General features: G+C 62.1%; 18 protein-coding genes and 1 pseudogene. 8 read left to right on the top strand and 11 right to left on the bottom strand.

Translation table 11 applies throughout. The features are described 5' to 3' along the window. Window positions 1-165: 165 nt before the first annotated feature. The 3 genes from KIH76_RS05880 to KIH76_RS05870 are packed head-to-tail and all read right to left on the bottom strand — an operon-like array spanning window position 166 to window position 1,665. The gene (locus KIH76_RS05880) at window positions 166-654 is read right to left on the bottom strand and encodes a GNAT family N-acetyltransferase (RefSeq protein WP_219069820.1); all 489 of its coding nucleotides are present in this window, start codon (window positions 652-654) and stop codon (window positions 166-168) included. Window positions 655-686: 32 nt separating this feature from the next. Further along, window positions 687-1,151 (bottom strand): ASCH domain-containing protein, encoded by a 465-nt coding sequence (locus KIH76_RS05875; protein WP_236036859.1) that lies wholly within the window; start codon window positions 1,149-1,151, stop codon window positions 687-689. Then, the gene (locus KIH76_RS05870) at window positions 1,144-1,665 is read right to left on the bottom strand and encodes a GNAT family N-acetyltransferase (RefSeq protein ID WP_219069818.1); all 522 of its coding nucleotides are present in this window, start codon (window positions 1,663-1,665) and stop codon (window positions 1,144-1,146) included. The genes KIH76_RS05875 and KIH76_RS05870 overlap by 8 nt, the downstream gene beginning before the upstream one ends. A gap of 152 nt (window positions 1,666-1,817) precedes the next feature. Between KIH76_RS05870 and KIH76_RS11565 the strand changes: the two are divergent. Then, window positions 1,818-3,254 (top strand): annotated as a pseudogene (locus KIH76_RS11565) (DUF2142 domain-containing protein). On the opposite strand, the gene KIH76_RS05855 reads toward KIH76_RS11565, so the two are convergent. Next, window positions 3,251-4,138: a DsbA family protein gene (locus tag KIH76_RS05855; RefSeq protein ID WP_219069812.1), complete on the bottom strand. Its 888-nt coding sequence runs from the start codon at window positions 4,136-4,138 to the stop codon at window positions 3,251-3,253. The pseudogene KIH76_RS11565 and the gene KIH76_RS05855 sit on opposite strands and share 4 nt — an antisense overlap. Before the next feature lie 226 nt (window positions 4,139-4,364). Between KIH76_RS05855 and KIH76_RS05850 the strand changes: the two genes are divergently transcribed. Further along, window positions 4,365-4,931 carry a hypothetical protein gene (locus KIH76_RS05850; RefSeq protein WP_214373797.1) on the top strand — a complete coding sequence of 189 codons (567 nt, stop codon included), beginning with the start codon at window positions 4,365-4,367 and terminating at the stop codon, window positions 4,929-4,931. A 119-nt stretch (window positions 4,932-5,050) separates the two neighbouring features. Here the strand turns inward: KIH76_RS05850 and KIH76_RS05845 are convergent, their stop codons facing one another. The 7 genes from KIH76_RS05845 to KIH76_RS05815 form a co-directional block, all read right to left on the bottom strand. Next, the gene (locus tag KIH76_RS05845) at window positions 5,051-5,734 is read right to left on the bottom strand and encodes a hypothetical protein (protein ID WP_214373798.1); all 684 of its coding nucleotides are present in this window, start codon (window positions 5,732-5,734) and stop codon (window positions 5,051-5,053) included. Window positions 5,735-5,747: 13 nt separating this feature from the next. Next, entirely contained in the window at window positions 5,748-6,560 is an 813-nt protein-coding gene (locus KIH76_RS05840; RefSeq protein WP_214373799.1) for a hypothetical protein, read from the bottom strand. 5 nt (window positions 6,561-6,565) lie between these two features. Then, window positions 6,566-7,264 (bottom strand): ABC transporter ATP-binding protein, encoded by a 699-nt coding sequence (locus KIH76_RS05835; protein WP_214373800.1) that lies wholly within the window; start codon window positions 7,262-7,264, stop codon window positions 6,566-6,568. Window positions 7,265-7,920: 656 nt separating this feature from the next. Beyond that, window positions 7,921-9,297 (bottom strand): sensor histidine kinase, encoded by a 1,377-nt coding sequence (locus KIH76_RS05830; protein ID WP_214373801.1) that lies wholly within the window; start codon window positions 9,295-9,297, stop codon window positions 7,921-7,923. Continuing rightward, window positions 9,276-9,977: a response regulator transcription factor gene (locus tag KIH76_RS05825; RefSeq protein WP_214373802.1), complete on the bottom strand. Its 702-nt coding sequence runs from the start codon at window positions 9,975-9,977 to the stop codon at window positions 9,276-9,278. Before KIH76_RS05825 ends, KIH76_RS05830 begins: the two co-directional genes overlap by 22 nt. 49 nt (window positions 9,978-10,026) lie before the next feature. Further along, window positions 10,027-11,286 carry a Fic family protein gene (locus KIH76_RS05820; protein ID WP_219069810.1) on the bottom strand — a complete coding sequence of 420 codons (1,260 nt, stop codon included), beginning with the start codon at window positions 11,284-11,286 and terminating at the stop codon, window positions 10,027-10,029. Window positions 11,287-11,505: 219 nt separating this feature from the next. Then, window positions 11,506-12,141 carry a GNAT family N-acetyltransferase gene (locus KIH76_RS05815; RefSeq protein ID WP_214373803.1) on the bottom strand — a complete coding sequence of 212 codons (636 nt, stop codon included), beginning with the start codon at window positions 12,139-12,141 and terminating at the stop codon, window positions 11,506-11,508. Window positions 12,142-12,373: 232 nt separating this feature from the next. Between KIH76_RS05815 and KIH76_RS05810 the strand changes: the two genes are divergently transcribed. From KIH76_RS05810 to KIH76_RS05785, 6 genes are all read left to right on the top strand, one after another. After that, window positions 12,374-14,578, top strand: coding sequence for a hypothetical protein (locus KIH76_RS05810; RefSeq protein ID WP_214373804.1), 2,205 nt, complete (start codon window positions 12,374-12,376; stop codon window positions 14,576-14,578). Between the two features lie 96 nt (window positions 14,579-14,674). Next, on the top strand, window positions 14,675-15,328 hold the full coding sequence (locus KIH76_RS05805) for an ABC transporter ATP-binding protein (protein ID WP_214373805.1): 654 nt from the start codon (window positions 14,675-14,677) through the stop codon (window positions 15,326-15,328). A 13-nt stretch (window positions 15,329-15,341) separates the two neighbouring features. Next, on the top strand, window positions 15,342-17,438 hold the full coding sequence (locus tag KIH76_RS05800) for a hypothetical protein (protein ID WP_219069808.1): 2,097 nt from the start codon (window positions 15,342-15,344) through the stop codon (window positions 17,436-17,438). Window positions 17,439-17,441: 3 nt separating this feature from the next. After that, entirely contained in the window at window positions 17,442-18,098 is a 657-nt protein-coding gene (locus tag KIH76_RS05795) for an ATP-binding cassette domain-containing protein (protein ID WP_214373807.1), read from the top strand. Next, on the top strand, window positions 18,074-19,147 hold the full coding sequence (locus KIH76_RS05790) for a hypothetical protein (RefSeq protein WP_219069806.1): 1,074 nt from the start codon (window positions 18,074-18,076) through the stop codon (window positions 19,145-19,147). Before KIH76_RS05795 ends, KIH76_RS05790 begins: the two co-directional genes overlap by 25 nt. Next, window positions 19,144-20,214, top strand: a complete 1,071-nt coding sequence (locus KIH76_RS05785) for a hypothetical protein (protein WP_219069804.1) — start codon at window positions 19,144-19,146, stop codon at window positions 20,212-20,214. Before KIH76_RS05790 ends, KIH76_RS05785 begins: the two co-directional genes overlap by 4 nt.

Raw genomic sequence — 20,214 nt, 5'->3', positions numbered from 1 at the left:
TGTCGTCGACTGGCCGAATTATTGCCGGCGGAATCTTATGACGCTGCCAATGATGTCCTTGCCGTGCCGCGGCGGCTTGCCGAAGCGTGATGGTGCCGTTCAAAGCTGATAGGCGGCGTCAACGGTCATTGGCCGTCGTCTCGAAGAGACGGACTTCGCCGGCATTCAGTAGTTGATCATTTCGAGTTCCGGTCCCATGTCCTCGGTTTGGGTGCGGCCGGTCTCGTGGAAGCCGATATGCCGGTAGAAGCCCTGCGCGTTGGCGTTGAACCCGGCGACCCACAACGCGAGCCGGTCGTTGCCGATGGCCTGTTTGCCGGCCTCGACCAGCATGCGCCCGACGCCGTGCCGATGCTTGTCCGTCAACACATACAGCGAGGCCAGTTCCGCCGCTTCGGGACGGTCGACCGGCGGACGTGGCGTGCGCAGCAGTTCCGCGAACCCGATCACATGATCGCCGTCGAGCGCCACCAGCACGACCTGATCGGGGTCCTTGGCGTGGGCCTCGGTGAGTTTCAATGCGAACTGAGGGGTGATGGCATCCACGATCTCCTGCGGAATCTTGCCTTGGTTGAGTTCCCGCCATGTTTGCGACTGCACTTGCGCCTTCTCCTCGAACCATCGAGGTTCGATCGGAGCGATACGAATCGTCATATCAGACTTCCTTCCCGATGTTCTATGCCATGCTAGAGCCGTTCAGCGACCTTGAAATATTCGAGTACGACGAGGGTGTCGTCGTCGATCGGGAACGTTGGATCGGCGAAATAGGAGCGATATTCAGCGGAGTTCCAGAACTCCTCGTGCGTGCGCCGCCATTGTGCCGCGGTCGTATCGCCCTCGCCTTCGGCCAATGCGTGCCGGTCGGTGACATCGGCCAGACGGGTCACCGTGACATCGGTGGTGACCAATACCGCCACGCCTTGCCCGTCGGAATCGACCAGTACGGAACGATCGCCGATGCGAGGCAACGGCTCGCCGCATTCCGTATAGTCGATCAGCAGCGCGGCCGTGGCGGTCTTCACGCCGTCGAGAATCAGCCGGACCAGCCGATCACGTTCCGGTCCGGGCATCATGAACTCAGCTTTTGGAAGATCGACGTATTCCGATGGCAGCGGCAACGGCAAGGGTGACATCGTCGTATCGTCACTCATCGCGCATTGTTCCTTCGCTCGTGTCGATGCGCGTGTAGTATTCCCGCTCGTCCTCGTGGTCGATGCGCGCGCCGCAATGTTGCTGCACGGCGAGGCTCGCCGGATTGGTTTTGTGCACGCTCAGATATGCTTCCCTGATGCCGAGTTCGCGCGCCTTGACGAGCGTAAGCTTCAGCCCGATAGTCGCGTAGCCGCGGCCGCGGTATTCGCGGGCGATGCCGTAGCCGATGTGGCCCGGGCCGTTGCGCAGGAAGTCGGTGAGCCGGTGACGCAGGTTGAAGATGCCCACGTAGTCACCTTCGTCGTTGACGAGGATGTATTTGGTGGCCGGCACCCAGCCGTCCGGCAATCCGACGCCCAGCGACTCGTTGCGCAAACCTTCTACGTATGCGGCGAATTGCTCGCGGTTCATGCCGGCCGCGGGGTTCTCGAATCCCGTCTCCTCCGCCGGGAACTTCGCGAACAGGTCGAACGCGCGCTCCGGGTCCGCCAGCCATGTCTCGACCAACCGCATAGTCGCCTCCCTCCCTTATTGCGATGTGGATTACATTACACTCGGCCGGCCGGATTATCGCGTTCTCGCTGTCTGCTGTCGTCTAAAGATGACGTATTCCGCTTCGATTGGCGTGAATCGCCGGCGTGTGGTCATCATGGATTCCGTCCGGTATGGTGCCGGTCCGCGGAGTCCTGTGGTGGTTTGTCATGAATCCGTATCCGAATGGTCACGATGGCCGGTCGCGTCAAGGTCGGACGACGGTCATTGTGCTTGCGTTGGTGGTGCTGTGCGGCGTGTTGGGCATTGTACTGACTCCTCCGGGGTCGACGCCGGACGTGTGGGCGCACGTGTACCGTGTGGACGCGATGCTCAACGGCGACGTGATCGCCCGCCCGGTGCGCACGGCGTCCGACTATCATCCCGACGCGGAACACAACACTGGCGGCTGGGTCGATGACGATGTGATCGCGTTCTCGCTGGCCAACGATCGCCATTACGTGTCCGGTTTGGTGAACGCCTCGTCCGTCACCGTCCGCGACGGGCGGCGCAGCGAGGTGCCGTTCGACAACACCGCCGTGTACCCGCCGATCGCGTACCTGCCGCAGCTGGCCGCCTTCGCCGTCGGACGCCTGTTGCGATTAGACGCGGCATGGCGGTTCTATCTCGCCGAAGTGTTCCAGCTGGTCGTCTATCTCGCGGCGGTGTGGATCGGCTTGCGTTTGTTGGCTGGGATTCCTTTGTCACGCTGATTTCGACTGTTGACTGGGCTACTGTCCGTGTGTCTAGCGGTGCCGGATTCGTTCATGTTCTCTCCCGACTCGACGGTGGTCGCCCTATCCCTGCCATTGGCCTGCATGCTGATCCGATGCCTGCAATCCAACCGGCTCAGTGGCGGCGACTGCATACTGCTGGTCGGAACGACCGGGGTGCTGGCGTTGTCGAAGTTCGCGTACGCGCCGTGCCTGCTCATGACGTTGCTGCCGATGATCGCCCGCCGTCGCATACCGGCGCGCTCCCGGCTCATCCTCGTCGCCGGATGCGTGCTGCCGGTTATGTTGTTGCTGGCGTGGTTGAAGCTGGGAACCGGATTCGCCACGAACCCGTCACGCGTCCCGTACGACGAGGTGCGGCAAAGGCAACGGGAACTGCTGACCGCCCCGCACAGGTTCCTGCCGCGGATGTTCTCCAGCATCGTCCGTCTGCAGGGATGGTCATGGTGGGAGCCACCGCTGCTGTTCCTGTTCTGGACGCTGACCGTTGCGGCCCTGACGCTGACCGTCATCGCATGGAGACGAGATCGACGGCGACTGATGTTCTGGCTGATCTCGTGGACGGCGATCATGGGATGCGTGACGCTGGTGTACGCGGCGATATGGACGCAATTCACGCTGACCGGACAGGCCGGCGTCGTCGGCATCAACAGCCGATACTTCCTGCCGCTGGTGCCGCCGTTGATCATGCAATGCGCTGACGCGCTACGCGAGATCAGAGAGAATGATAACCGGTCATGGTACGTGATGGGTTGGCTCCGTTATCGGCGCGTGAAATCGACAAGTGTGTATCGGTTCCATCAGCGTCTCCTCAAACGTGAGTGTGTGCTTGATTAGTTTTTCGGCTTGGTAGCGGGATCGCCGACCTCGTTCTCGTCCAGACCGACGGCGGTGAGAAAACTGTCTTTCAGATCGTTGCCATCCATCTGCCAGCGGCGGCCGTTGATGGTGACGGTCGGCGTGGAGAAGCCGTTCCTGCCCGGCGCATAGAGTTCCGGGCGAAGGATCGTGTAGTCGTCCGCCGCTTTCAGCCATGCCCGGTACCGGTATTGGCCATTGAACGCCTTGGCTGCCGTATCCTCGTCCACTCCGGCATCGGGTGCCTGCCGTTTGAGCTGGTCGTCGGTCACGCTGTGGTATTCGCCAAGTTCGCCGGGCTGGAAGTCCTCGCGGTAGATGTTCATCAGATATCCGAGCAGGTGGTCCGGGTTCGGGTCCTGCTGCGCGATCGTGACGGCCGCGTTGAACGCTCGGGTCGAATACTCGTCGCTGCTTTTGTAGTCCTGGAACGTCATGAAATGCAGGTCGAGATTGATCTGCCCCGCGTCCAGCATGCTCTTGATCGTCGGGTCGAGCGTACGGCTCACCAGCGCGCAGCCCGGGCACAGCGGCTCCAGATACATGCCGACAGTCGGCACGCCATCAACCTTGCTGCCGTACCCGTTCTTGGAGATCAGAATGCCGCCCTGATCGTCCGCGAGCGACGGCTTGGCCTTGACCTTGCGCAGGGCATCGTACGCGGCTTGTTCCGATTGCGGGGCGTTCTCCGTCACCGAGCGATTGGCTGATATGCTGCGATACAGGGCAACGCCGCACACGACCAGCAGAACGGCAATGATCGCGACGGTCAACATTCCGATGATGGTCTGCTGACGATGTTCCGCCTCCAAAACCGTCGTGTCGTTTCGATAACCCTGCCGTTGCGTATTACTGCGTTTCATTCTTCCATGATGATCGGCCGCGAGGAATCGTGCCAATCAGGAAAGTATTCGTCAACCAAAGACGACACAAAGCGCCATATGATCGGCTGCCTGAGAAGGAATTCTTGTTGGGTTTCACAAGCTATTTCGTCGTCTTGCAAGGAGGCCTGCAACAGGCCGAATGCGCATGTCATGTTCTGATACCATGGTGAATTTATCGGTTGGTACCGCTTTCAGGAGGTTTACGATGTTATCTACCGCCTGGGGCGACGAAAGCATCAGAAACAAGGATCTGGATCACTCTTGGTATCTGATGGGCGCATCTCTGATCGAGGGGAATCTGGACTCTATCAGAAGCGAACTCATGCGGTTGAAACCCGCCGGCGCGAAGAAACTGCACTGGCACGACATGACGCCACGATTCAAAAACGAGGTAATCAAATCCTTGGAGGGAATGGAATCGCTTCACATCATCGTGGTCGGCGAACGGATGACGCATATGAAGGACGAACGTGCGCGTCGCAAGTGTCTGGAACGGCTGCTTCCCATCCTTGAGGGCTACGGCATCGAACAGCTGGTCTTGGAAGCAAGAACCGATGCCCTGAATAAGGCGGATAACGCACACAGGATGCAGCTGGAGCGTATGGGCGTAGTCTCGCGAATCAGAATCACCCATATGCGAGGAGATGCCGAACCGCTCCTGTGGCTGCCGGATCAGGCTCTTGGAGCATATGTGGACACCAGACTGGGTTTGCAGGATTTCGATCGGTTTACCGACGCCAAAGTCATCGACGAGCAGGTTGCACTGGTGTAGATACGCGGAGACCGGGTCCCGTGAATCACGGGAGCACCGGTCTCAACTTCCATATCCCCGCAGGGCTGGCTCTATAAATTATCTTATAGCAGCCCGCTGACGTGAATATGTCATGCCAGTTACCGATGACATGCATGTCTGAATGCCGCTGCATAACCCATGATCAGGAAGGCAAGCAACCACAGGAGCAATACCAACGTCCCGGTAAGTGGACGGTTCACTGCAGTTGCCTCGCGTATCGCCGCCGGATAGAACAGCCTGTTCGCGGCAGGTATCAGATACATGATGAACGGTTTGAGCAGTATGGGTACGAACAGGTAAATGGATAAGCCAAGCAGCACGTTCCCAACGAACATGGACAGCGACAGCACTGCGATGCCGTTCATGACCGCTAACAGCAGGCATCGGGACGAAAGATGGCCGAAGACATCGCCGTCTCCGTAGACGATGACGTTGCCGATGGTGTCCAACATGGCCAGAAACAGTCCGGCAATGAGAATGATTGCGATCTTCTCTGTTATCAAGGCATAGGCCATGCAACGGTGGGAACCGACGATAAGCGTTGCCATCACCGTTTCTCCTGAACCAATCTCGATGTGCGACAGAACAATGGCGATGATCACCGTCGCCTGCGACGCAAGCGTCATGCTGCTTCCGGCGTTCAGCGGGTTGTTCCCGGACACATCCATGCTGACCGGCATGAGCGCGACCGTGTATACGACAATCACCCAGCACACGGCTGCCAGACATGCGATCCACAGGGAGCGTGACGTCATATCTTTGTAGAGCAGGGCCTTGATCATACGAGACCGCCTCCTACGCCTGTAACCGCCGAAGAAGCCGCCCACGAATGGTCGCCGCAGCGCAGAACGTCACTGTTAGCCAGCAGGCCATGACGATTGCGGAAACGTTCACCGGAAGATCGCCCGCTTCATCGACTCGTCCGAACGCGAAGCTCTTGCCTCCGATCATCGGCAGCAGCACGTCCGCGTGGATCGCCTTCAGCACGCCGGACAGCGAGACCATGAGCAGCAGGAAGATCACGACCAAGGCCGGCACGTCGCGTTTCGTGGCCACGGCCGCGATGTATCCGACCAGTCCCATGACCACGGCGAACACCATGACACGCAACGGCGTCGTGACGACGGTCGTGGTGAGGAACATGGGCCGCAAGGCAGGATTCAATGTCGCGGCGAGTATCGCCGCGTTCAGTGCGGATGACAGCAGTGAGACGCCAGCGCAGTAAATCACGGTCGCGAGCACGTCCCCGATCGCGAACGGCCAAGGCCGGTTGACCAGCAGTCGCAGTTGTCGTTCGTCTCCTGTGCGGAATCCTGCCGCGACGTTCAACGCCATGATGATCGGAATAAGGATGATCGAGGTCTGGTAGGGCGAGGCAAGTACGGCGTCGGACACGATATGCGCCGGATCCGGGTCCAGGGAATCAGCCGATCGTATGGCGCCATCCGCGGCAATGGACACCGTCGAGGAGATCGTCTGCACGTCCAGTACCGCGAACAGCGCGGTGAGCGCCAGCACAGCGAACACCGACCAATAGAACTGCCGGTTCGCGCAGTACCGCACCAGCGAGCAGGACACATACCGGGATGATGAAACATTCGTTCCCATGACGCTCACTCCTTCACCACATTGAAGTACGCCTGTTCCAGGCTGCCATAACCGTCGAGGAGCGTGTCGATGTCATCGTCGAGCACCTTCCGCCCGTTCGACAGGCCCACGACGCGGTCGGTCACCAGTTCCAGTTCGGCCATGTAATGGCTGGAGACCAGGACGGTCCTGTGATCCGAGACGTAGTCCTTGATGAAGTCGCGCACCCATTTGATGCCTTCCGGGTCGAGACCGTTCAACGGCTCGTCCAGAATGAGATACGGGGCATCGGTCAGTATCGCGGTCGCGATGCCCAGCCGTTGCTTCATGCCGAGTGAATAGGTCTTATACATGCGGTTGCGTGCCTCGTACAGGTCCACAAGACGCAGGCATTCATCGCAACGGGAGAACGGGATGCCGGCGGCCAGCGCGATCCAATGAAGATGATTGAGCCCCGTCCGTGATGGATACGGCATCAGCCCGTCAATGAACGAACCGACGACCATGAGCGGATCGGGGCCAAGTTTGTTGTATCGTTTGCCGTCGAACGAGGCTGTACCGCTACTGGCCGGTTCCAATCCGAGCAGGATGTGCAGCAGCGTCGATTTGCCGGCGCCGTTCGGCCCGATCAACGCCGTAACCTTGCCTTGCTCAACTTGGAATGACACGTCATCCAACACACGCTTGTCGTCATAGGTCTTGGAAAGCCTCGAAATCTCGATCATCGCAATCTTCCCTCTTAAAACACCATGGACTTTTGGGACAGTCTCATCTGTGTACTGCTGCGTTTCACTCCTCCATGATGATCGTCAACGCAGGATCGTGCCAATCGGGGAAGTATTCGTCAACCAAAGACGACAAGGGCGTCGGCGGTCATCCACCGACGTGGGCGAGGGGATTCTTCATAGGGATGCAGAACCTCGGTTGATGTTTTGGTGCATGTGGAGGCCGAATGATGGTGCCGCGTTGACGGATTCATCGATGAACAGGTTGACCCTGACAGAGGTACGTGGAGGCCGGGTCCCATGAATGACAGGGGGCGTCGGTCGACCTCGTATCCTCACCGGGCGGGCTTGCGGCACATCATTCTCGAGTGGCCCGATGACTTGGGAGCGACGGAGGTGGTGCGCTCTATGCTTGTGCAAACGGAATCCGGCAATCCGACCACATGCACGCCTCCGGGTGCAAGAAATTCGGGGAAAGAGGCCGATCATCCCGAATTTCTTGCGGTGAGCGTCAGTCAGTGTAAGAAATTCGGGACGACTGGGCTGATTTCCCGAAATCCTTGCGCTGCGGATTGCTCAGTGCAGGAAATTCGGGAGTATGGAGTTGATTTCCCGAATTTCTTGCGCCGGACACGGAAAGGAATGGATGAGCGCCTTCATCGGAAGTCGTCATGCAACGGACGACCGTCGTTTCGTAACGGTTTCATCATCTTCGATGATGCCGGCAGAGCCGCATGCAGGATCCACGTGCCGTCTTCGGCGGACGTGCTGATCGAACCGCCGAGAGTGGCGAACCAGGTGCGATGCAATGCCAGTCCCTTGCCGGAGTGGGGTTTGTCCGGCAACAGCGATCGTGTGGCGATGTCGTTGACCTGATCGACAGACAGGCCATCACGGTTGCGGCGCACGACCACACGGTATTCGCCGGACGGGTCGCCATGCACGGCGATGTTGGTGTACAGCTCGCGCAGCAGGTCGATCACGGCGGACTCGCGTTCGTGGGTAACGTCAGCCGTATCCGTCGGCTTGTCCGTGGTCGGATTGTCGATCAGCGTTGAATCGCCGGCGAAACCAAGCCGGGACAGGTATCGGTCGCCGTGGTCCAGTACGTCATGGATACGCTCGGGGAACGTGACGCACGACGAAGAAGCCGCAGTCGAGTTTCCGATTTCGATATCGTCGTCTCCGGAATGTCCGGTGTTGCCGTCGTCGGTGCCATCTCTCCGATATGCGTCACCGTCGCCGTGATCATCCCCGATGCGATCGTGATGTGATCCGGTATCAGTGTCCTCACCGTCCCCGTCGAGCATGTCGATGACCGTGCGCACCTCGCCGAGCGTGTCGATCGTGCGCCGGTACAGATCATCGAACAACGCCGTATGTTGCTCGTCGTTCGTCGAACGTGACCGTTCGTAGTCCAATCGCATGGCCATGTACGCGAGCTCGCTCGTCACCGCGTCGTGGATGCGGCTCGCAGCCCGCGCGTCGCGGCGCATGGCTTCCACCTGTTCACGCTCTCGCTCATAGCGCAGCCGGTCCTGTTCCGCCTGTATGGCCACGGCCCTCCACGACATCGCACGGCCGAATGCATACGCGACGAAGAACGACACCAGTAGTATCACGTAGTCGCCGAACGGGATGCCGGCGCGCGCCGAGACCATCCAACGCACCGCGGCGATCAACGGCGGCAACAGCCGCCACCATCGCGACCGACCGTACCGTCCGGCAGCCGCCAGCGCGACCCACATGCCGTAGAACAGGCTCGCCCCGCTCATATCCGGCAGGAACGCGCACCCCACATACGTGACTGCGACCGCCACGCTCATCGGCAACGGAAAGAACGGCAACACCAGCAGGCACAGGATATGGATGACCGTGAGCACCGTGGTCGCCACGAGCTGCGCGGGATACTCGAACATCTCCAACACCGTCAGACCGGCGGACAGCAACACGACGCACCACATGACCGGCCCTACGCCAGCGGCACGAACACGCTCACCCGCGCGGCGAACTAATCCTGCAACATCAGCCATTCGGCCACCGCCTGCGTCCGATTCCGCGCGCCCAGTTTCCTCGCCGCGCGCATCACATACGTCTTCACCGACGACTCGCCAACGCCAAGCAGCTCGCCGATCTCGCGCGAACTCCGGCCCTGCGCGCACAAGCGCATGACCTCACGCTCACGCTCCGTCAACGACGCGACGGCCGTGGCCGCAGTCGCCGAGCGTGTAGCGGAATCGCTATCAGCGCCGGTATCATCATGTTTCGCGAGCAGCGCATGCGACTGCGCGGCCGTCAGATCGGACACATACCGGGTGCGCGGCATACGACCGTTGACCAGCGTGACCGCCGCATCGCAGACATCCTTCACCCGCGCCTTGTCCATCACGCACTGCGCGCCCGCGGCCAGCGCGTCGGCCGCGTAATGCTCCAGCGAGAACGACGTAACGCCGATCAACGCGACATCGGCCGTCGCCGCACGCACCTGCCGGCACACCTCGACGCCGCTCAACCCCTCCAACGACATATCCACCAGCAGCACATCCGGACGCGAATCGGCCGACAGGCAGCGGGCGACCGCATCCCGGCCACGCCGGCACGCCCACGTCACGTCGACCTCGGGAAGATCGCGATGAACCAGCAACGTCAGCATCGTCAACGTCAACTGGTCGTTGTCCACCATCCCAAGACGGAACCGTCTCCTGTCGTACATACGCCACCATCCCATAACAAATCCGGTCAACGGACATCATATCGACGGCTCATCGTTGGTCTTCTCCCATGATCGCGGTGCGCATGGCGCCCGACAATTCGTATCGTACCGGTCGTTGCCCGGTGGCGATGATGGTTTTGTCTCCGACAAGGGCATCCAGCGCATGATTGGTTCTGTTCCGCCCCAATCCCATCGATTCTCGCAGCCGCGGTCTGGTTACGCTGTGGGGGGGGGCGATCCCGAAGAGTTCTTCTTGGATGAGTGCGGCTACGATGTTCGTGGCATCGTCGTTCCAGTCCCGTTCCGAACGCAGTCGGTCGAGTGCCGCGAACGACCGCAGCAGTATGGATCGTTTGATGGACAAATCGTCGATGATGCGCCGTTGCGCTTCGGTGACGAATTCCATCATCCGATATGAGAACAGGCTGGCGTCGAGACGGTTCAACGGGTGCTGCGCGTCCTCGAACGCCTTGTAGTACCGGTTCTTGCCGTCGGAGATGACCGGGCTGAGACTGATGGAGGTCGGCACGCTCAGATGCTGTCGAAGCTGGAGGGCGAACAGGAACCGGCCGGTACGACCGTTGCCATCGTAGAACGGGTGGATGTACTCGAACGCGAAATGGCACATGGCGGCGCGGATCAATGGCGGCACGTCCCGGTTGCGGGTGAGCGCGAGCCATTGCGTGAGCGCGACCTTGATCTCGGATTCCGGTGTGACGCCGGTGTGGACGCGCCGCCCGGTCGTGGGCTCGTCGATGTACACGGGGCCGTTGCGGAACAGGTCGCCGTCCGGTTTGTCGTTGTCGTCGAGTTCCCCGGCGACGACCTTGTCGTAGATGCCACGGATGTCCTCGAGCGTTTCCGGCAGCGCGTAGCGTGCGGGGTCGTCGTCGCTGAGCGCGAGGAACAGGCGGGCGAACTCGCTGAACCGCGCATGCCCTCCATGTTCCGTGGCGGCCTCCAACGCGAGGCTGATCTCCTGCCTGGTGGATCGCACGCCCTCGATGCCGTTGGTGCTTTGCATCTCCTCGCCGATGAGATCGTACAGGTACGCGCGTCTGGCGATCGGCGGCAGCGCGTCCCATAATGCCGCGACCCGCGTCTCCCGCTCCCGGATATCGTCCGTGATGGTGGCGAGTTCGCGGAAGTTGACGACGAACAGTTCATGCCCGCGCAGGGTGATGCCGGAGCGGAACGTGCTCCACCCGTCAAGACGCCGCAAATATTCTTCGTCGGCGATTTCCTCCGGCCTCTTCGTTGACCGGCTCATATGCGCGGTCTGTCTGATGCTTTTGTAGCCTGTTCCCATATGCGCCGCTTTCCAGTCAGTCGACCATTGCAAGGGTCGCAACAATGATGCTATAGGTCGTTTTTGGCAATATCGACCTATAGACAGTCTATATCGTGGTGGCTATCGGTTGGTATTGGTCATGGCGACGCATATTCACGGGGAAGGATCGGATGTTTACGATTCCCCACGGCGTTTCGACGAACGATTTGGGTTAGCGCTGAATCGTCTGCCGCGAACCTACCGGATGGTTCCGCGCCCCGTCTGCCATTCGCCGGCGGTGATGATGCGGAGGGTCTCGTCATGGTATTCGTCGATGAGCGGGAAATGGTTGTGCTTCGATTCGCCGGCGACCTGCATGCCGCATTTCTTCATCACGCGGCCGGACTGCGTGTTGTCCGTGTAGTGCGCACCCCACACGGCGTCGACGTGCAGCGTGTCGAACGCGTAGCCGAGCACGGCGCGCAACGCCTCGGGCATGTATCCCTTGCCCCAGAACGGGCGGCCGATCCAGTAGCCGAGTTCCAGCGCGTTGCCGCCGACGTGCCGGGCGTAGCGTTCGTCAATCGTGCAGTCCGGCCCGTTATCGATGTGGCGGAGCGGCTTCAATTCGACGCAGCCGACGGGTTCGTCAACGTCGGCATCGATGTCTTCCGCCGCGGCGTCCCGAATGGTGATGGCCCAGTTGTGCTCGGTCGGGGAGAACACGTCACGGATGACGCGCATGCTTTCTTCGATGTCCTGATGCGGTGGCCAGCCGCACGGCAGACCGATCCGCGGGTCCGAAGCGTACCTGAACAGGGATGCGGCCTCGGAACGGTCTTCGATCTTCCATGGGCGAAGCAGCAGACGCGCGGTTTCGATAATGTCGCTCATCGTACCTCCCAACTATTTGGCATGCGAATTCCAGACCAACGTTACAACAGCGCACTCGGATATGGGGGAGACCCGTCCCCGGCCGGCGGACCAAGCACAGCGAGAACCGCGCGCATCGTCCTTACGGATGATGCGCGCGTTCATCCCCGCGCCCGATGGATGGCTCCTGCGAACCGGAAGATCATGGAGCCATAACATTCGTCGCGAGGTTGCGGCGGGGAAGGGGAGCAGCATGAACAGGCTGTTGAAGGTCGCCGTCTGTGTGTTGATGGTGGTGTTGGTCTCATTGGCCGGGTTGATGTCGGTGTTCGTGTTGGGTGACGGGTATTTCACGGCGATACGCGAGTATCCGAAACAGGGTCGCCTGTTGTCGTTGTCCGATGTGCCGCATGACCGGTCCGACCGGACCCTGAACGTGCTGCTGGATGCGGTCGGCGCTGACGGTGGTGTGGTCGTGCGTTCGGATTTGCTGACGTCGCCGGTGGATGGTTCCGCGGGCGGGTACCGGTTGGGCGTGTACGGTGACGTGACGGCGCATGCCTCGACGATGCGACTGCGGTATCTCGGCGCATCGATATTGGATGAGCATAATCTCTCCCGGCTGATGACGGCGACGAATGAGAACGCGACGTTGGGATTGGACCAGGTGCGTCCGGACATGATCGCCGACCTGCCCGGCACGCGTACGGGTGTACGTCTGGTGGTGATGCAGCTGAATGCGTTGGTGCGTCAGTCCGGCACCGTCAACGGCGACTATCGCATCGTCGGATTGGACGACGGTCAGTTCCGGGATCTGGTGTCCCGCGTGAGCGAGGCGAGCGGCATCGCCGGCGACCAGTTGACGTCGGCTTCGTCAGGTTCGTCGTTCACGGACAGTTTCATGACGCTGGTCACGCTGGCGTTGATCGCCGTGGCGTCGCTGGCGTTGATACTGATCGTGGTGTTGGGCACGTTCCAGGAGTTCTCTCGCCTGGGCGTGTACATGCTGCTCGGATGGTCGCGACTGGGGTACGGGGCCGTATTGTACCGTCCGTTCCTGCTGTTCCTGCCGGTGATAATCCCGATCCCCGTCCTCATCATCGGCTGGGGGTTGAGCGGATTCCCGTTCACGCCGCAACTGGCGTTGGCCATGCTGGCGCCGAGCCTAGCCACGGCCGCGATCGTGCTGCTGGCGTTGGGTTGCGGCGTACTGGCGTTGCTGTCGGTGCGGCCGGTGGCGGCGATCCGCAACCGTGTATCGAAACGGGCGATGCTGGTCGTGATCGCGATCGTGTACGTGCTCGCGTCGGCCGGACTGGTCGCCGGCGCGCACGCGGTGGACGCGCCGATGGCCGGCGTCCGCAACCTGACGCAGGTGAGCGCGCAATGGAGCCGATACCGGTCGATGCGCATCCTGTACAAGGACTCGCGCGGCACGAACCACACGTCGACGTCCGGCCTGTCCGACGACCATGCGAAGGAGATCTACGACTGGTACACGTCGATCGAACGGGAAGACGGCGTATACCTCGCCAACACCCGATACTACGGCCGCAGCCTCGTCGCATCCTGGCGGCACCTCTACCAACAGGTTCCCGAACAGGCGTTCTGGTACTTCACCATGTCCCCGAACTACCTCGCCGCGCAAGGATTCACCGTCGACCCGAACGTGGCGGCGCGGGCCGAAGCGGGCGAACGCGTCTACCTGATCCCCGACACCATGCCGCAGAATGAACAGGAACGCATGCGCGGCTACCTGACCGAAACCAGCATGAAATACAAGGACTGGGAAAGCCCCATCCACACCACTTTCATGAACACGGGCGCCGTCGGCTTCGTCACCTACCATCCGTCCACGCCGCTGTTCACGTGGAGCGACGACCCCGACCAGCCTTCGGACGTCACCGACCCGGTGATCCTGTTGGCCACCGGCGCGAACATGACGCCGTTCGAGACGGAAAGCCTCGGCGCGGTCGGTCTGACGAACAGCTACATCAAACTCGACGCGGCCGCCGCCCAACGGTACACGGCACCGGGCTACCTCGCCAAGTACCATCTCGAAGACAACAATCCGGTCTTCCGCACGACCGCCGACTTCATCGCCGGCATGCGCAAAAGCCTCACCGAATTCATGCAGCTTTTCGGCGGCCTCGCCATTACCGCCATGATCTTCCAACTCATCGGCGTCGCCACCCTATGCCGCATCTACGCCATGACCTACCGGGAGACCATCGCCGTCAAACGACTACTCGGCTACCCACTGCGACGCATCTTCGCGCCGGCCTTCACGCTCATCATCACCGTATCGGCCATCGTGTTGCTCGCAGCGCTGCTGCTGGGGTCGCAGGCGGGCGTCATCGCGGCCGCCGTGACCATGCTGTTCCAGCTGGTCCTCATGACGGTCCAGTCGCGGACGCTCGCCACGAGCCAGCTGCAGACCATGATCAAAACGGAATGAACCGCCGCATTCGCGGACCGGCATTCCGGCGTCGTTTCAACCATCACTCAACCACACTCAGCCGTTTTCAACCAGCGCTTATACAAGGAGCATCCCATGTCCACGAGCATCATCGTCAACGATCTGTGCAAGACCTACGGCAGCCGCACCATCCTGCAGCACCTGTCCTTCACCGTGCCGACCGGCGGCAGTCTGGCCATCATCGGCCCGTCCGGCTCGGGCAAATCGACATTGCTCAACATCATCGGACTGTTGGATTCGCCCACCGGCGGCACGGTCACACTCGACGGGCAAAAACTGCCGGACATCAACAGCGGCAAGGCGACCATGCTGCGCCGCACGACTATCAACTACCTGTTCCAATCGTATGCGCTCATCAACGATCTGAGCGCCCTCGGCAACGTCATGCTCGGCATGGCGTTCATGCCCGGCGGCAAGCAGGTCAAGCAGCGCAAGGCCAAAGCCATGCTCACGCGACTCGGCCTCGGCAACGTCATCGACGACAAGGTCGCGACCCTGTCCGGCGGCGAACAGCAGCGCGTCGCCCTCGCCCGGTGCATCCTCAAACCCGGCGACGTGCTCCTCGCCGACGAGCCGACCGGGGCGCTCGACCACACGCTCGCCCAGCACGTCTTCGACGAGATGCTCGCCCTGCAGCACGAATACGGCAAGACGCTGATCGTCGTGACCCACGACACCGGCATCGCGCAGCAATGCGACCGGGTACTGGAACTGCGCCACGCGGCATGACAAGGAGATCGTGATGCGAGGTAGGACCATTCAGCTTGCGGTGCTGGTGGCGGTGCTGGTCGCCGTTATTGGTTCGTTCGTGATGCTCAGCGGGTTGGATGCCGTGGCGCCGTTGGGTGTGCAGGGCACGGTGCAGGTGTCGGGGTCGACGCCGTCCGCGCCCAGTTCGTCGACCATCGTGGGGATCGAACGGACGGCCGGCGACACGGGCGCCGACATCGTCAAGCTGGTGGAGGATATCAAAGACCCGGGCGGGGCCCGCACGCTGTATGTGGCCGTCGGGAACCGGTCGGGAGAACCGGCCCGTTGGCTGGCCGACGGGTATCCGGGGTTCACGCGTTCGATGAACACGACGGTGCTGCCTTTCGGCCGGCTCTCGGGGCAGGACCCGCGCGGCAGCTACTACGTGTACGGCGATCCGGCCTCGACCCGGGCGTTCGCCGAGCGGTTCCGCACGGACGGATACGACGTGGATGTCAAGACCGACTACACGGCTTCGTACGCGCAGTGGCTGAGCAATCAGCCGCTGGGGGTGAGTTTTGCGGTGACGGTTCTGCTGTGCGCGATGCTGGCGGGCATGTTCGCGTTGATGAACGTCAAAGGGTATGCCGTGCAGCGCCTGCAGGGCAACTCCGACTGGAGCGTCATCGCGCGTGACGTCCGCGCCAACATCCGCCAGGCCCTGGCCTCGACTCTGGCTGTGCTGCTGGGGTTCATGGGATTCCTGGCCATGTACAACCATGCGTCGCATATGGGCGCGGCGTTGGCGTTGGCGGCCGGTGTGTTCGCCGTGTTCCTCATGGTGATCGTCGTGGCGTATCTCGTCGGGTTTGCGGTGGCGTCCCGTTCGTCGATGCTGGCCGCGCTCAAGGGACGTCTGCCGGCGCGTTTGGCGTCCGGGCTGGTCTACTGCGTGCGCGTGCCCGCCGTGATCCTGGCCGTCTGGGCGGCCGTCTACGCGGGGATGGCCGCAGGCCAGGCCTTGGACCAGGCCGAAGCCCAACAGGCATGGGCCACGGCGGGCCGTGCCAGCGCCATCAGACTCAACCCCCGGCTCTCCCAGGATGAGCAGGACCGGTATTCGGCCGCGACGGGCCAATGGCTGATCTCGCAGGAGCGACAAGGCAGGATGATCCTCGCCGAGGAGGGATACACGCTGGAGCAGCTTTCCGCCTTTGCGAACCAGACGGGCTCGTCTGCGGACGGTGAGTCTTCCCTGTCCGGGGACGTGCTGATGGTGAATTCGAACTATCTGCACGCGCAGACGGTGCAAGACGCCTCGGGCCGGCGGATCACACGAGTGCCGGACCATGGGGTGCTGGTGGTGATACCCGCCTCGAAACAGGATCAACGCGAGAGGATCGAGAACATCGTACGGGCGTTCATCGGCTCGCAGAGCCAGATGCATGGCGTCGCAGCACCCCGGATCACCGTGCTGACGGGCAAGCCCGGCCAGTCCCTGTTCGGCTACGGACAGCAGAACATGCCGAACCAGAAGACCCTGTTCCACGACGCGGTGCTCGTCGGCGTGGATTCCGGCACCGGAGTGTTCTCGCCCGACGACTACACGGCTTACGCCTCCGGAGGCAATGCCATGCTCACCGACCCGGATCAGGCGCTCGTCTCGCTGCGCGAGGCCGGACTGCAGCCGTTCATCTACGCCGTGAGCAGCGTCAGCGCAAAAGCGGCCGCGGACTTCGCGAAACTCCGGGCAAATCTGCGCACCCACCTGATGAACGTGCTCGTCGCCATCGCCATCCTCATCGCCTCGGCCATCGCCGCCGCCCAGACGCATGTGCGCAGCGGTGCCCAACGCATCTTCGCCCGCTACGTGCACGGCTGGAGCTTCCCGGCCACCCACCGGTTCGCGATCACCGTCGAAACCGTCCTGGCCCTCACACCGATCCTCTACTCGGCATATCTGGTCATCCAAAGCGGGCTGCGCTCCGGAACCCCCACGGGCGCCCAGAGCGTCGCCGACATCTACCTGCTGGGCGGCTGGCAGCCCGCGTTCATCGCCATGGTCACCATCGTGAACATGCTCATCTACCTGCTGGCGACCGCGCGCTACGAGCGCGCCCTCGCCGCCAATCACTCCAGAGAGGAATAAACCATGCACGACCACCACTCCCTGCCCGGAGCTCCCATCACCGCCACCAAACTCGAGAAGACCTTCGGGAAACGAACCCTGTGGCGCGACCTCACGTTCCGCATCGAACCGGGACAGATGATCGCGCTGACCGGACCGTCCGGCTCGGGCAAATCGACGTTGCTGAACATCATCGGCCTGCTCGAACACGCCACCGCCGGAACCCTGGAATGCGGCCCGGACGACCTGACGGCCATGAACCCGCGTCATGCCAGGCTGTTCCGTAAACGCACCCTGGGCTACCTGTTCCAGGACTACGCGTTGATCGACAACGCCGACATCGAACAGAACCTCGACGTGGCAATGCACGGCACAGCCATCCGGCAGGACAGGCGAGACCGAATCAGCCGGGCATTGGACCGCGTCGGACTCAAGGGACGCGAGCACGACCCCGTCTTCCAGCTCTCCGGCGGCGAACAGCAGCGCGTCGCGTTGGCGCGCCTCATCGTCAAACGGCCCGGCGTCATCCTCGCCGACGAGCCCACCGGCGCCCTCGACCATGACAACGCCGACATGGTCATTCACACCCTGCGCGACATGGCCGAGAACGGCGCCGTCGTCATCATCGCCACCCACTCCGACCACGTGGCCGAAGCATGCGATTGGACCATCCAACTGTGATGCGCCGGCACAAGGTCGGAGGGCGTTGCATGGATAGGTCATTTCCGAATGGGTTCCGTGTCTCCATTGCCGTGGTGTCGTTGCTGTTGGGTGTGTTGTCTTCATTTCTTGCGTGGGCTGTGTACTGGGGCGTTCTTGATTGGCGTGGTTCGCAATGGGGCATGTCCGATGCGCGGGCGCAGCTGGTGTTGACCGCGTCGGCGGATGCCGGGCACGACGAGGGGAAGAGTCTTGAGGCGACGCGTGATCTGGCCGAGTATCTTTCCGGTCATGGTATTTCCTTGGTGGAGGGTTCCGTGGGGGATGGCTGGCCGGCGATCGTGTTCCAGTCGTCGGGGTCCTCTATCGGATGGGCTGATGCGCTTCCGCAAGAATGCCGGAACATGAACAGTCGCGTGGCCTGTGTGATCGAGTCGTCGTTCTCGGCCGGCCAATGGCGCGAACATGGCGACGTGCCGTTGCTGCCCGCGGGGTTCTCGATCGGCGGTGTCGTCAGGGTTCCGGGGGTGAACGCGGGCGGCAACCTGCAGTATGTGCTCCCGTTGGGTGCGGTTCCCTTGTTTCCCGGCAGCGTGTACGTGAATACGAGCGACCCGCAGCGGCTCCGGGAGATCTCGGACCTGTTCGCGCGCTGCGGCATGGACGTGACGCAGCCGCAGGCTCAGTCGTTGTGGTCGTCCCTTGCCGGTGACTCCTTCGTGGGCATCACCTTGCTGTTTCTGGTACTGGCGTTGGTCTGCGCCTGCGTGTGCGTCATGACGATGGAGACGGCGAGGAGGGCGGACCTGCATGTCAGGCGATTGTTCGGCGCCACCGGCAGGCAGGTGTGGGCGGGACGGGTGCGCGCGGCCATCGTCCCGGTCGTGACGGGCGTGCTGGCGGGAACCGCGTTGAGCGCCGTGCTCATCACCGTGGTGTCGGGCAGGACCGGCATCGGCCCGGCCGTCGCGTTCGTCGCGGCCTTCGCCGTCGGCACGATTCTGACGGTGTGCGCGACGGCGTTGGCCGAGTGGCTCGGCATACGATCGAATGACGAGGTGGAACGATGATCCATGAACTGATGACCGGCGTCCGCATGGGATTGAGGCGATGGGGGTCGATCCTCGGCATCACGCTCCTCGTCGTTTTTGCGGGCAGCGTGTTCACGATGACGCTCAGCGACGTGCTGACCGAGTCCAGCGTGATCGGCGGCGAGGCTCGTCTGCGGGCCGCCGACGCGGTCACGTTCTCCCCGCAATACCTCCTGCAGTCCCCGAGCAAGACGGACCCCAAGGTGGCGGATGGCCTGCGGGACATGCTGGAGCAGGGCAGGGCGTACACCGCGATCGTCAACAACATCGGGATCGACGATCCCGGGTTCGCCAACGGCATACCGGCCATCGTCCTGATGGGCAACGTCGATGACGTGTTCCCCCGGCTTGGCCTGTGCTCCCACGCGCCCTGCGCGTCCATCGGCTACCGGGTGGACCGGGCGCAGGCGCCCGACAGCGTGCATATCGCCGGCGCCGACGTCAAGGTAACCGGCACGCTGCCGGCCTCGGCGGCCATATTCGACCCGAACACCGCCGGCCTCAACCTGGACCGGACCATCGTCATCCGACTCGACCCGAGTTCGCTGAACCGGCTCAACGACATCGAACTCGAAGAGGCGGTGACCAAAACGGTCATGTTCAACCCATCCCGGCCCCAGCTCGACGAATTCATCACGGGAAGCCGCGACGCCGGCCTGATACTCGTGCCGCACCGGCTGAACACGGAACAACCCCAACGGGACAAGGACCTCATCGTGCGCGCGCTGATGTACCTGCTCGGACTGTCCGCCTTCCTCGCGCTCACCGTCATCGTGATCATCCAATCATTGTCCGTGACCCTCGCGAGGGAACAGCCGCCGATGCTCGTCCGCCGGCTCTACGGCGCCACCGCCGTAGGCGAGGCGGTCCGCGTCGCCGGACTCATCCTCAGCATGCTGCTGCCCGCCGCCGTGGTACTGGCGTGCTTCCAGCTGATAGGCGAACCGGTGGCCACCGCATCCCGGACGATGATCGCCGTCATCCTCGCCATGGCGATCCTGGTCTGGACGATCGCCGTACGACGCGCAACCACACACATCCAATGA

Source organism: Bifidobacterium simiiventris (assembly GCF_019331715.1).
Taxonomy (GTDB): Bacteria; Actinomycetota; Actinomycetes; order Actinomycetales; family Bifidobacteriaceae; genus Bifidobacterium; species Bifidobacterium simiiventris.
Note: the sequence above shows the minus strand (reverse complement) of the source record. Positions and strands in the feature narration are given on the sequence as shown.

What these genes read in the sequence shown, in the direction of transcription:
- KIH76_RS05835 (WP_214373800.1), bottom strand. Translation starts at nt 7,264, where the DNA reads ATGATCGAGATTTCGAGGCTTTCCAAGACCTATGACGACAAGCGTGTG.
- KIH76_RS05880 (WP_219069820.1), bottom strand. Translation starts at nt 654, where the DNA reads ATGACGATTCGTATCGCTCCGATCGAACCTCGATGGTTCGAGGAGAAG.
- KIH76_RS05800 (WP_219069808.1), top strand. Translation starts at nt 15,342, where the DNA reads ATGCGAGGTAGGACCATTCAGCTTGCGGTGCTGGTGGCGGTGCTGGTC.
- KIH76_RS05825 (WP_214373802.1), bottom strand. Translation starts at nt 9,977, where the DNA reads ATGTACGACAGGAGACGGTTCCGTCTTGGGATGGTGGACAACGACCAG.
- KIH76_RS05855 (WP_219069812.1), bottom strand. Translation starts at nt 4,138, where the DNA reads ATGAAACGCAGTAATACGCAACGGCAGGGTTATCGAAACGACACGACG.
- KIH76_RS05845 (WP_214373798.1), bottom strand. Translation starts at nt 5,734, where the DNA reads ATGATCAAGGCCCTGCTCTACAAAGATATGACGTCACGCTCCCTGTGG.
- KIH76_RS05820 (WP_219069810.1), bottom strand. Translation starts at nt 11,286, where the DNA reads ATGGGAACAGGCTACAAAAGCATCAGACAGACCGCGCATATGAGCCGG.
- KIH76_RS05840 (WP_214373799.1), bottom strand. Translation starts at nt 6,560, where the DNA reads ATGGGAACGAATGTTTCATCATCCCGGTATGTGTCCTGCTCGCTGGTG.
- KIH76_RS05815 (WP_214373803.1), bottom strand. Translation starts at nt 12,141, where the DNA reads ATGAGCGACATTATCGAAACCGCGCGTCTGCTGCTTCGCCCATGGAAG.
- KIH76_RS05805 (WP_214373805.1), top strand. Translation starts at nt 14,675, where the DNA reads ATGTCCACGAGCATCATCGTCAACGATCTGTGCAAGACCTACGGCAGC.
- KIH76_RS05790 (WP_219069806.1), top strand. Translation starts at nt 18,074, where the DNA reads ATGCGATTGGACCATCCAACTGTGATGCGCCGGCACAAGGTCGGAGGG.
- KIH76_RS05850 (WP_214373797.1), top strand. Translation starts at nt 4,365, where the DNA reads ATGTTATCTACCGCCTGGGGCGACGAAAGCATCAGAAACAAGGATCTG.
- KIH76_RS05875 (WP_236036859.1), bottom strand. Translation starts at nt 1,151, where the DNA reads ATGAGTGACGATACGACGATGTCACCCTTGCCGTTGCCGCTGCCATCG.
- KIH76_RS05785 (WP_219069804.1), top strand. Translation starts at nt 19,144, where the DNA reads ATGATCCATGAACTGATGACCGGCGTCCGCATGGGATTGAGGCGATGG.
- KIH76_RS05795 (WP_214373807.1), top strand. Translation starts at nt 17,442, where the DNA reads ATGCACGACCACCACTCCCTGCCCGGAGCTCCCATCACCGCCACCAAA.
- KIH76_RS05830 (WP_214373801.1), bottom strand. Translation starts at nt 9,297, where the DNA reads ATGGCTGATGTTGCAGGATTAGTTCGCCGCGCGGGTGAGCGTGTTCGT.
- KIH76_RS05810 (WP_214373804.1), top strand. Translation starts at nt 12,374, where the DNA reads ATGAACAGGCTGTTGAAGGTCGCCGTCTGTGTGTTGATGGTGGTGTTG.
- KIH76_RS05870 (WP_219069818.1), bottom strand. Translation starts at nt 1,665, where the DNA reads ATGCGGTTGGTCGAGACATGGCTGGCGGACCCGGAGCGCGCGTTCGAC.